The organism is Limnoraphis robusta BA-68 BA1, assembly GCF_034932365.1.
GTDB lineage: Bacteria > Cyanobacteriota > Cyanobacteriia > Cyanobacteriales > Microcoleaceae > Capilliphycus > Capilliphycus robustus.
In genome coordinates this window covers 1-11438 of record NZ_JAYGHR010000044.1, presented here as the reverse complement: position 1 = coordinate 11438, position 11438 = coordinate 1, and the positions used below count along the sequence as shown (strand labels likewise).

Sequence of the window (11438 nt, the reverse complement as noted above, 5' to 3'; positions counted from 1 at the left end):
TCTGCCTGAAAGATTCCCAAGAGTTGTGCAAGCGTTTAACAACATCCTGGGTGACTTGTGAATGAACTTCTTTAAGTTCGGGTTCAGTTTTTTTCCACTGGGTTAACTGTCGCTTTTGCTCCATGTAGCCAGGAAATGGAAGATCAGGAGATATAATATATTCCCTATTAATTGAGCATCTATCAATCATACACTTCCGACTGTTCATCCAGTCTTTTAAGTCTCGCAGACAACGATTATAAAGTCGTCTACAAGTCTCTAGCCAACTCAACATTAATTTTTGTTGAGCCGCACTCGGATAAATTCGGTAAGTGTAGTTCATTGTTAGTGCCATAAACTATATCTTAGCATACAGAGGTTCAGTGCTAAGGCACAATTGATCAGGGCTGAGTAGGAATGATCATGTTTCGTCCATATACTGTCGTTTTAATCATACCAACCGGAGTTGGCGCCGCCATTGGAGGCTATGCGGGAGATGCTTTACCTGTGGCTCGGGCGATGTCTCAAATTTGCGATCGCCTGATTACTCATCCTAACGTTCTCAATGGCGCTCAACTTTACTGGCCTCTACCCAACGTTCTCTATGTCGAAGGCTACGCACTGGATCAATTTGCCAGAGGTTCTTGGGGGCTACAACCCGTTCATCAGAACCGGGTGGGGTTACTCCTCGATCAAGCCATTGAACCCGACTTACGCCAACGTCATCTCCAAGTTGCAGATGCCGCACGAGCGACGCTAGGTTTAAGTTTAACCGATTATGTCGTCACGGATGCTCCAATAGATGTTGAGCTGAGAACGGCGGCTTCTGGAGCCTCCTGGGGGACGATCAAGAACCCTGGTAGCTTGCTGCGAGGCGCCGAAGTTTTGATTGAAAAAGCCAAAGCCGAAGCCATTGCTGTTGTCACTCGTTTTCCTGAAAATCAAGAGAGTCTCACTCTCGAACAATACCGACATGGACAGGGTGTTGATCCGTTAGCAGGCGCGGAAGCCGTAATTAGTCACCTGATTGTCCGTCAGTTTAAAATTCCTTGCGCTCATGCTCCAGCTTTGTCTACTTTACCACTCGATCCCGATTTATCACCGCGTTCTGCTGCCGAAGAATTGGGGTATACGTTTCTTCCCTGTGTTTTAGTCGGGTTGAGTCGCGCACCTCAGTTTGTGACTCCTGCTGTCAATACTGCGGGTTCTCGGGATCTCCTCATTTGGGGAAATTCTGTCGATGCGGTGGTTGTTCCTGCCACAGCCTGCGGAGGGAGTGCTATTCTAAGTTTTAGCGATCGCCGAACTTTGATGATTGCTGTCGAGGAAAATCAAACTCGAATGCAAGTCTCTCCAGAATCTCTAGGAATTAAAGCCATCACGGTGAATTCTTATCTAGAAGCCTTGGGAGTTTTGGTGGCTGATCGAGCGGGAATTGATCACAATGCTCTGCGCCCTAATCTGTTGGCGATCGCTAAAATTGATTCAAGTTCTATTTTATAGACTGATTGTTTTTTTTGCATTTTTTAATAACATCGTGGTAGAACATAGTCCTAAAAATCCTGAGTTTGAACCGTTAACGCGCATCCAAGTTCTTGTGGCGATGGGAGGAACGGCGACTTTACTTTTAATTGTTGCTAAATTATGGCTCTATTTGAGTCAAGTCTCGATTTTGCCTGTTCATTTTGCTGCCGTTGATATCTCTTTGGGCTTGGCAATTGGGATTTTAATTACAGTTGCCAGTTCGGTTATTTATCGCCTTTGGCCGGCTTATAGTCGCAGTGCTGATTTATATTTAAAGTTAGTCTTGACTCCATTATTATGGCCGGATTTGTTGTGGCTCGGATTGTTACCCGGTTTGAGTGAAGAATTGCTGTTTCGGGGTGTGATTTTAGCGGCAGTTGGCTTTACCCCGTTGGGGTTAATTATCTCAAGTGTTGGTTTTGGCGTGCTGCATTTTAGCGGTTCCCAACAATGGCCCTATGTGATTTGGGCGACGGTTGTCGGATTGATTCTCGGATATAGTGCGATCGCCACCGGTAATTTATTTGTACCCATTTTAGCTCATATTTGTACAAATTTAATCTCCGGTTGTTTATGGAAGTTAAAATATATTGGACAAGGAAATGATCACGTTAATTAAACTCAAAAGGGGAGATGATCAATCATGCAAATATTATCTGAATCAGAAACTCTTTCTTTAGAAATTCCCCGTGAAATTGCTCTCCATGTTACCCCAGAACAGTTTGAAGCGATCGCCATTGCTAACCGGGATTTAAGATTAGAACGCACATCAGAAGGAGAGTTAATTATGAATCCCCCCACAGGTGGCGAATCCGGTAAGCGTAATTTTAGTATAATTGGGCAATTTGGGAACTGGGTTGAAGCACATTTAGAATTAGGAGAAGGCTTTGATTCTTCCACCGGATTTAGACTTCCGAACGGCGCCAATCGTTCTCCCGATGTGTCTTGGGTGAGTCGAAACCGTTGGGAGATATTAACCGAAAAACAACGAAAAGGTTTTGTTCCTCTCTGTCCTGATTTTGTCGTAGAATTGCGTTCTGAATCGGATCGTTTGTCTAAACTTCAAGCTAAAATGCAAGAATATATGGATAATGGAGCCAGACTCGGATGGTTAATTGATCCGCAAAATAAACAGGTAGAAATTTATCGAAAAGATCGGGATATCGAAGTATTAGTTAATCCAAGTCATCTATCCGGTGAGGATGTTTTACAGGGTTTTATATTAGACTTAAACCGGATATTCTAAGGGTGAAGTGAAAGGTTAAGAGTTTCTCCGTGAAGATACACAGTTTAGCCAAAAAAACGCTCATAATCATCATGGCTACCAATCCAAAACCATCGCCTTTGCTTTTCCCGCAGCCTTTTCCTGTTTCGCTAGTTGCGCCGCCTCCATTAATGCTGACTGGGTTCGACTAAAGGACGCATCCCACTGCTGTTCATCCTGTAAATCAGTGATATACTCGCGCAAATGCTCTACCACTTGTTTCTGAACTTCACTCGGTAAAGCCTCTACCATCTCCACTAAATCTTTGATTGCTGCTGATGACATCAATTCTACTCCGTTGAAGGATTCTATTATTTATTTTAGACTTAAACCGAATATTTTAAGCGGGAAGTGATAGGTGATAACTGCTAATCCCTTACTGTCACACAATTGCGGTTATTACGCTTAGAAAAGTATAGGGCGCAATCAACTCTTTTGATCAGACTTTCCACCGTATCATCGACTCTTGATCGGGCAGGTTTTCCAGTTCTTGAGTGAGTGTTTCTTTGGAAGTCATAGGTTTATTATTAAATCATGTCTGGGAGTATTCTTGATGAGGCGATCATCAAGAGTAAAGAAATACATCAGTCTCTAGTGACTGTTATCTTAATGATATACTAAAGTTAAGGTTGCTCAAAGGTGAAAGATGACACTATCAACAGTTAAATGGAGCCTAGAAGACTACCACCAGATGATTAAAACGGGGTTACTCGACGATCGCCCTGTAGAATTATTATCGGGAGAAATTGTTCAAATGTCCCCAGAAGGCGAACCTCATGCGTTTTTTAGTTCAGAAGCTGGACATTATTTGACTCGGGTTTTAGGCGATCGCGCTTTGATCCGCCACGCGAAACCCATTACCCTACCCAACCAGTCGGAACCGGAACCGGATATCGCTATTGTTGAACCTCTAGGGCGAGAATATTTGACTCATCATCCCTATCCTGAAAACATCTTCTGGGTGATAGAATATGCCAATACCAGTTTAGAAAAAGATTCTACGGTAAAATATCACATTTATGCAGAAGCGGGTATTCCTGAATATTGGTTAGTCAATCTACAAACCGGGGAGTTAATTGTCTATCGTCAACCCAGTGGACGGGAGTATGGAACTAAAATGACATTAAAAGAGGGAAATATTTCTCCTGTTGCATTTCCTGATGTTACGATTCCCGTTGAAGCGATGATTTCTATTTGAATTTTCATACTTGATACCCGCGTCACTCAGACTGACCACAAAGACACAAAGACACAAAGAAAGGCGGTAAGGTTGAGTTCAAAAGGGTAAATGATCTAGGCTTTTACATTCTATTAAATCGGAGTTTTGTTCAAAAGGAACCGTTTTTCCCTGTTCGTTGCGATTAATTAAAATAGCTCTAATTCCGGCGGATTTTGCCCCTTGATAGTCTGCTTTTAAACTATCTCCAATATGAACTACAACTTCAGAAGAACAGTTGTATTTTTGCAACGCAACAGCAAATATTTTTGGATCGGGTTTGGCTGCACCCACTTCAGTAGAAATGGTAACAGAGGTAAAATATTCAGACAAGTTGAGTGCATCTAAAACGGGATATAATCTGGAATCAAAGTTAGACAAAACTCCGAGTTGAATTCCCTGTTGTTGCCATTTTTTTAAAGTGGGTTGAACGTCGGGATAAACAAACCAAGGTTTTTCTGTTTTAAAATAAGCGTAAAGCGCGTTAAAAAAATCATAAAAGTCGTTAAATTCTTCAAATAATCCGACCTGTTTAAACGTATTGATAGCAATTACTTCCCACCATTCAAACTCTAACTGAGGAATTTCTTCTAAACTTTTTCCTGGAAATGCCATCGCAGGAGAAGCCACAAACTGTTTAAAAAAAGCTTGGTTTACAGCATTCGGTTCAGCTTTGACGCCAAACTGTTCAGCAACTTTGGCATAAACTTCACCAACGCTATCCTTTACACCAAATAAGGTTCCAACAGCATCGAGAAAAATCACTTGAGGTTTAAACATTAGGCAGGCACGCCAAAGGCAGGGAAGTTTGTTAAAATTATACCCAATTTTGTGATCAGGAGGAACGTTAATTTTCAATGATCAAAAACCGTTGGCAACTGGAATAATTTGTGAGAAAATGAGACACTAACCCAATGTGTCTCTACAATCTAGCTAAAATATAGCTAATCTCATAGACAACTATTTCACTCACATTCTAACCTTTCACTCCTTAACACTATGTCTAAATTAATCAAACGCTTAGACATTTCTGCTCATCCTCGCTTAGAACAGTCTTTAGGCTATACTGCTGAAAACCGTTGGGTAGCTTGGCATTGGGAACCTGACCTTGAACAACCGTTCTATACAGATGGTCAAACAACTGGAGCCTCTAATAGTTTAGCTTGGCAGGTCTTCCTTGAACATCCCCAAGTCAGCTATGATTTAGACAATTACGAGTTAGCCGAAACAGAGCGTTACTGGTTGTTACTTGATCGCAAAACTCGCAATTTCTACATCGGTGAGGGTAAAATTATCCAAAGTCTGTTAGAACAGCCAGAAGGTTTAGGCTTGTTGGCGTCTTTGGATGGAAACAGTAACCCCATCCGAGATACTCGCTACGCTGTTAGACAACTGACTCGTTTCAATCCTTTTAGGAGTTGGTTTAAACTCATTCCGATAGGTTTGGGCGCCGCATTAATCGCCAGTTTTGGAATGACTCATTGGTCTTCTCTATTATCCCCTCAAGCGGAACAAAAACAAGCCATTCAACCTCTACCTGTGACTCCGGTTGTTCCCACAGGAAATTGTGGAGTCGGAGGTTCACAGGATTTTTCCGGCTATGTGACTTCTGCTTCAGGAGATAAAGAACTCCATTTGGTAGGAGTTTATGAATCTCATCCTCATCATAGCGGTAATAATCATCCCACAGGGGAAATACAAGTCAAGGTAAAACGTCAAGATAAACCGATTATTTTGGCGTTGTCATCCTATGAACCTGTTAACTGGAATGTACAGGTAGAACCGGGGGTTGAGATTGAGAAAATTATTGTCAATGGATATCATGATCAAAAAGTGACAGGTGTTTCTGATTCTAAAATTCCCATTGAAGAATACAGTCACGAAGGAACCGGAAAATACTTAGAAAATTTTACCTATCAATGGAGTTCCGCAGAAAATCAAGGGACTCCGGCTTTAGTCACTCAACTCAGTGAGTTGACAGGAACCCAATTAACCTCCTTTCAAGGATGTTATCGCGGAACACAGTTTGAAATTCAGTAAAAAGCTTAAGAAATCATTGCGTTCCGCTTGAAATCTGAGGTTGATAGTAGGATTAAGGAAAGCAAGAGGTTTAGATTCTCCTCTGCTCTCTTGTACCCTGCCTTCTCTAGCAGATAGGGTAAGTGTAGTAACTACCCTATCTGGTTTCCCTCTCCAATTAAGTTAGGCAGTGGAGTAGATAAAAGAGAACTATTCAAAGGTTTTTAAGTTTGTACTGAATTATCTACACAGCAAGGACGAGAGTCGCTGACGATTTGAAATATTGGAGATTATTGTTGAACATTAGCTGTCTGTTTTTGTTCGACACCAAAACCTGCTAAAACAACAGTTTGTAGAGGTTGATTTTCTAAAGGACGCTGATAGTTTAAGATTTTCCGAATGCGTAACTCTGGGTTAATTAAGGTAATAGAATCAACCGAAATAACGCGAGTGTACTGAGTGGTCATTAACAGTTCTCGAGTGCGAATATCGTAACGAAAATGAGCAATCATGGGTTTAGCTTCTTCATAGGCTTTATCTCGGAGATAATCTCCTTCAATGAAGGGAAGTTCAACCTTTTGCGGAACAAACAGAATATTCAACTGCTGACAGACGTGATCACCCTTCTCCGAAACCGTCTCAAAAGCGAGTTGGTATCCGGGTAAGTCCCCTAAGTTCAGTTCGGTGGAACGTTGATTATCCGATAAGACACGAGCTTTCGTCTCCGAGTTGATCGGATGGATGATAAACTCAGTATGCGATCGCTCCACCTCCTGATGAGTCAAGTAGTGATAGGTGCGTTCTGTCGTCCAAGTTCCCACACAGTGGTCAAAAAATTCTTGAAATTGAGCAATAGACATAACAATTTGCTTCTCCTAGCCCGAATATTGAAACACTTGTTAACAATTTTTTATCAAAAATCGATCGTCAAATTAAAATCTAAACTAAATTCTTAATATTGACTGATCCCTGTGATTGACCTGGAATGTTTCCCCTATAGCGCTGGCCATGCAGACGAAGGGATTTGTCTGTTGGTACGAATGGGACCTCATCGAATCTTACTCGATTGTGGCATACAGAACATTTCACCCCTATTAGCAACGAGCGATCGCTCCCAACCTGCTGATTTGGTGTTCTGCACTCATGCTCACGCCGATCATGCAGTCGGTTTACTCGCACTCCATCAAGCCTTTCCCCAATTGCCGATTTATGCGAGTCAAGTAACGGCTCAATTGCTCCCGTTAAACTGGCCTGAATTGTCCGCTCAAGGAATTCCTCAATTTTGTCAGCCTTTAGCCTGGCAATCTGAGATTAGACTGGGAAAGGGACTGACGGCGACGCTGTTTCCGGCTGGCCATTTACCGGGCGCTGCGGCAATATTGCTGAAATATGCGGCTCCCCAACGGATGTATAAGTTGCTGTATACGGGTGATTTTTTCTTGTCAAATTCGCGACTGGTAGAAGGATTGCCCCTGGGAGAGTTACGAGGTCTCAAACCGGATGTTCTCATCTTAGAAGGCTCTTATGGTACCGCCCGTCATCCCCATCGCCGTCAGCTTGAAAACCAACTCGCAGAACGGATAGAACAAACGTTAAGCTCAGGATCTTCGGTTTTGTTCCCGACTCCCTCGTTAGGTTTAGGACAAGAGCTGTTAATGTTGCTTCGCAGTCATCACTATTTCACAGGTCGGGAGATTGATATTTGGGTCGATAGCCAAGTCGCTCAAGGATGCGATGTCTATCTTGAACTTCTGCCCTATTTTCCCAGTAGCGTGCAGAATTTTGCCCAACATCAACCGTTGTTTTGGGATGAACGCATTCGTCCGAGAGTGCGACGGTTATCTCCCGAACAGGAGTTAACCTTGGGTGAGTCTCCCTGTGTGGTGATTGCCGAACAGCGCACCGCTTGGCAACGATACGCGAGGAACTCTAATGGCTCTTGGGTGTTATTTTGGCCCGAAAGACCCGGAACTGCCGTTAAAATTCCGCCCATTGTTGAGTCAGAGTTTCAACGGGTAGAAACTTATTTTCTCTCCCAACATAGTGATGGGGCCGGGACAACGCAACTCATTCATAATGTGCGACCTCAGCACGTTATTTTTGTGCATGGATCTCCGTTGTATTTAGCGGACTTGACCAACCTCGATGAGTTACGCAACCGCTATCAACTCCATTATCCTTCTGCGGGTAAATTGGTGGAATTGCCTGTGGGTGAAACCTTTATACAACCAGCATTGCCAGAAACCCATTATGAGGCGGAAGTTAGCGAGTTAGCGACTGAAATTAATATTGGGGTTTCCCTGTCGATTACAGCCGATCCTCGCTGGTCTAGCTTTGCCGATACGGGGATGGTGGAAGTGCGTTGGCAGGGAGAGGAACTGGTGTTGCGGGGGATCTCCCAACGAGAACTCCTCAATCAAGGGAGTGATCACAGTTTACCCTCAGAGCTAGAATGTTGCGGGAATTGTCTTTTCTATCGCGGCCAACGATGCTCAAACCCCTATTCAGCTTTTTACCATTTTAAAGTGACACCGGATGGTTGTTGCCCTGTATTTGAACCCACTCAAGGATTAGGAGATGAGTCGTGAACAGTTACCACTGACCAGTCAACAGTGAACAACCTACAAGTGATGGTTAATAACTGATAACTGGTACGGGCAATTTATGAATTGCCCCTACTGGTGACTGTAAACTGTAAAAACTGTTGCATGAGTGCCTTTTCGGACAAACAGCCCCCATAAACTTTAGGGATTAATCTGGGTTCGAGTCTGAAGTTGGGTTGTGAATTTGTTCGGCTTCTGGACAATCTTCTGCGATTGGAGGATCAAAATATCCTCTTGAGACCGACGCCAACTTCTGACTAACCGCACCAATACTTTCTAGGCGCACCATTTCTTCCCAAGAAGAGATTTCGTCATCTTCTTCTATTTCGTAGCGCAGCGTGACTAGATCTCCCTCTATATCTAAGATACGGGCTTTTTCTATCCAGCGTTGCTGATCCCGCAAGAAGATACAGACTTCACGACCGTCACAACACAGTTGATAGATCTTGCGATGTAGCATTTTAAACTTATCCTGAGAAGGGTGCTGGCTGTTGGAAGTCGCTTACTGACAACTAAGCCAAGCATTTGGATACTAAAAGTTAGCATACTCAAATTTTACCTGATTGTTAGGCAAAATGTATCAATTCCTTGTTAGAACATCAATGACCCGTCCAAAGGTAAACAGAGAACATCGGCACATTAACTTTGATTGGTCTGAATCTTCTATCCAACTCAGCAACTGAAACCGTAAAATAAACTTCAGGTGAGTGCCGACTCAGGACGCCATCAGGTATCACTGATGTTCAATACTGGTTGTGTGTTAGGGAATGCGTGTATATGGTTTATGCAGAACATTTATCTCAACCGTCTATTTTTGATCTGGCCCGCTCTGGTGATTTTCAAGCGATTAATTACTTAATTAACAGTTATCTACGACCTCAAGGCATTTATGCCCATGTCGCTCCCGAAGGACGGGGACGTTTGCAGGTTCTAGTCGAATTCCAAACCGAACCCGTAGCCGAGCGGATTACTAAATTTATCTGTCATTTGTTGTGGAAAATCAACTCTCCAACGGTAGAGGGCGTGCAGATTCTTGGCCGTTATACGGGCGATCAGGCGGTTCTGTGGAAACAATCGGTTCGGATTGTCACACCTGCTAACCGGGTACGACAGCGCTCTCGCACCGGACAACTAGACGGGCTGAAATTTAGAACCTTTCGGACTCTAATGATGATGGGTTCGGCTGTTGCAGCGTTTATTTTAGGATGTTGGGTGAGTTATTATGAAGTCATAGCGCAACTTCCTCCAACTTCTGCCCCCGCTCAACAAAATGTTGCTGCACCTACGCTACCTCCGAAGCGTCCAGAACAAGTTCAAGCCGCTTTGGAAGTGGTTCCCGTCGTTCAACATACTACCGTTCAAAAACCACTTGATTCTACCGTTACTTTAATGTTTGGGGGAGATGTCACGCTTTCCGACCATTTTGAAAAGATTGTCGGAGATGACCATACCTGGGCTTTTGAAAAACTGGATGAATATCGTGAGGCAGATGTGGCAATGGTGAATTTAGAAAATCCCTTAACCCGTTCGACTCTGCGCCGTCCCAATAAGCAATTTAATTTTAAAGCTGACCCGGAAGCCGTTCAAGTGCTAACAAGCGGCGGAATTGATTTGGTCAATCTCGCAAACAATCATGCCATGGATTATGAAGCAGAGGGACTGATTGAAACCCTAGAAACCCTAGAAAAAGCTGGAATTCACGCTATTGGGGCAGGTAAAGACATCAAAGAAGCCCGACGCCCAGAAATTCTAGAAGTCAAAGGTCAGCGAATTGCTTACTTTGGTTATTATGATGCGGATTTCCATGCCGCCGATGAAAAAAATCCTGGCACGAATCCTCGCTATGATGAACGAATTGCCGAAGATATTCAAGCGATTCGGGATCAGGTTGATTGGATTGTGGTGAACTTTCACTGGGGTGTTGAACTGGCTCAATATCCGGGTGACTGGCAAATTGAACTGGCTCGGTTCACCATTGATCAAGGTGCTGATTTGGTTGTTGGACATCATCCCCATGTCTTACAGGGCGCTGAAATTTATAAAGGTCGGCCGATTGTTTATTCTTTGGGGAACTTTATTTTTGGGGGGAATAGCCGCAACAACTATGATACAGCCGTTTTAAAAGTCTCCCTAAAAGCAGATCGCAAGATGAAAGTCGAGTTTTTGCCTGTTGAGGTGCGGCAATATCAGGCGAAAATTGTCAGAGGTCAAAAAGGGGATGAGATTTTACAGCAGCTCGAACACCTCTCTCAAATTTTTGAGAAACCGATGGATTCTCCGGTTGTCTTAGATGCTCCTGCTTCGGCACCGCGTTCGGTTGATGGGCAACGGCTGACTCCAGCACCCCAACTGCCGAATTTGTCGCAGCCCACGCCATCTGTAGAACCGAAGGTTCCTGAAGATGCTATAGGTGATGAGGCCGAAGCTGAATCTGCCCCGCCAGAAGCGGTGAATTTACCGCCTCGCTTGGCTCCGACTTCTTCCACTTCTGATCCCCTCAAACCCTACATTCACGACCCGTTTATTAAAGATCCGTTTATTACGACTCCGCCTGCAACCTCACAGCCGATATCGACTTCTCAGCCTTATCCTGATGAGTTCAGGCATCCGATCTCGTTTGCCCTCTCCAAGTCTGGCATGGAGGCTCATGCTCAACCTAAAGTGCAACCGGAAACACCTGTTGGATTTTCAAAAGCAGGGGTTGATTTACCAAAAATTGCCGCACACGCCCCTACCTTTTAGGTATGGGGATATAAGGCTCTTTCAAATGCTATAATAACTCAACTGGCAGGGTATTCAACCAGTTGAAAAACCCAGCATCTAATCGATGCAA

12 protein-coding genes are annotated in these 11438 nt (G+C 43.7%); 7 read left to right on the top strand and 5 right to left on the bottom strand.

The window, feature by feature from the left end; genetic code table 11:
- On the bottom strand, positions 1-334 hold a 334-nt coding region (locus VB836_RS12960), incomplete at its 3' end, for a helix-turn-helix domain-containing protein (protein WP_323219698.1).
- Positions 335-402: 68 nt separating this feature from the next.
- Between VB836_RS12960 and VB836_RS12955 the strand changes: the two genes are divergently transcribed.
- Genes VB836_RS12955 through VB836_RS12945 form a run of 3 tightly spaced genes read left to right on the top strand, consistent with a single transcriptional unit; the run spans position 403 to position 2749 of the window.
- The gene (locus VB836_RS12955) at positions 403-1482 is read left to right on the top strand and encodes a DUF3326 domain-containing protein (RefSeq protein ID WP_323219697.1); all 1080 of its coding nucleotides are present in this window, start codon (positions 403-405) and stop codon (positions 1480-1482) included.
- 34 nt (positions 1483-1516) lie between these two features.
- Positions 1517-2122, top strand: coding sequence for a CPBP family intramembrane glutamic endopeptidase (locus VB836_RS12950; protein ID WP_323219696.1), 606 nt, complete (start codon positions 1517-1519; stop codon positions 2120-2122).
- Between the two features lie 24 nt (positions 2123-2146).
- On the top strand, positions 2147-2749 hold the full coding sequence (locus tag VB836_RS12945) for a Uma2 family endonuclease (RefSeq protein WP_323219695.1): 603 nt from the start codon (positions 2147-2149) through the stop codon (positions 2747-2749).
- Positions 2750-2824: 75 nt separating this feature from the next.
- Here VB836_RS12945 and VB836_RS12940 read toward each other — a convergent pair whose 3' ends face one another.
- On the bottom strand, positions 2825-3052 hold the full coding sequence (locus VB836_RS12940) for a hypothetical protein (protein ID WP_323219694.1): 228 nt from the start codon (positions 3050-3052) through the stop codon (positions 2825-2827).
- A 361-nt stretch (positions 3053-3413) separates the two neighbouring features.
- Here VB836_RS12940 and VB836_RS12935 point away from each other — a divergent pair, with 361 nt between their 5' ends.
- On the top strand, positions 3414-3965 hold the full coding sequence (locus VB836_RS12935) for a Uma2 family endonuclease (RefSeq protein ID WP_323219693.1): 552 nt from the start codon (positions 3414-3416) through the stop codon (positions 3963-3965).
- Positions 3966-4043: 78 nt separating this feature from the next.
- Here VB836_RS12935 and VB836_RS12930 read toward each other — a convergent pair whose 3' ends face one another.
- Positions 4044-4763 carry an HAD-IA family hydrolase gene (locus tag VB836_RS12930; RefSeq protein WP_323219692.1) on the bottom strand — a complete coding sequence of 240 codons (720 nt, stop codon included), beginning with the start codon at positions 4761-4763 and terminating at the stop codon, positions 4044-4046.
- 219 nt (positions 4764-4982) lie between these two features.
- On the opposite strand from VB836_RS12930, the gene VB836_RS12925 reads away from it, so the two are divergent.
- Positions 4983-6023, top strand: coding sequence for a hypothetical protein (locus VB836_RS12925; protein WP_323219691.1), 1041 nt, complete (start codon positions 4983-4985; stop codon positions 6021-6023).
- Positions 6024-6292: 269 nt separating this feature from the next.
- Here VB836_RS12925 and VB836_RS12920 read toward each other — a convergent pair whose 3' ends face one another.
- Complete coding sequence (locus VB836_RS12920; RefSeq protein ID WP_323219690.1) at positions 6293-6862, bottom strand: phycobiliprotein lyase; 570 nt, start codon at positions 6860-6862, stop codon at positions 6293-6295.
- A 180-nt stretch (positions 6863-7042) separates the two neighbouring features.
- Between VB836_RS12920 and VB836_RS12915 the strand changes: the two genes are divergently transcribed.
- Positions 7043-8590 (top strand): MBL fold metallo-hydrolase, encoded by a 1548-nt coding sequence (locus VB836_RS12915; RefSeq protein WP_407659662.1) that lies wholly within the window; start codon positions 7043-7045, stop codon positions 8588-8590.
- A 163-nt stretch (positions 8591-8753) separates the two neighbouring features.
- Here the strand turns inward: VB836_RS12915 and VB836_RS12910 are convergent, their stop codons facing one another.
- Complete coding sequence (locus VB836_RS12910) at positions 8754-9065, bottom strand: DUF6679 family protein (RefSeq protein ID WP_046282484.1); 312 nt, start codon at positions 9063-9065, stop codon at positions 8754-8756.
- 317 nt (positions 9066-9382) lie between these two features.
- Here VB836_RS12910 and VB836_RS12905 point away from each other — a divergent pair, with 317 nt between their 5' ends.
- A complete protein-coding gene (locus VB836_RS12905) occupies positions 9383-11347 on the top strand; it encodes a CapA family protein (protein ID WP_323219689.1) in 1965 nt (654 codons plus the stop codon).
- Positions 11348-11438: the final 91 nt, after the last annotated feature.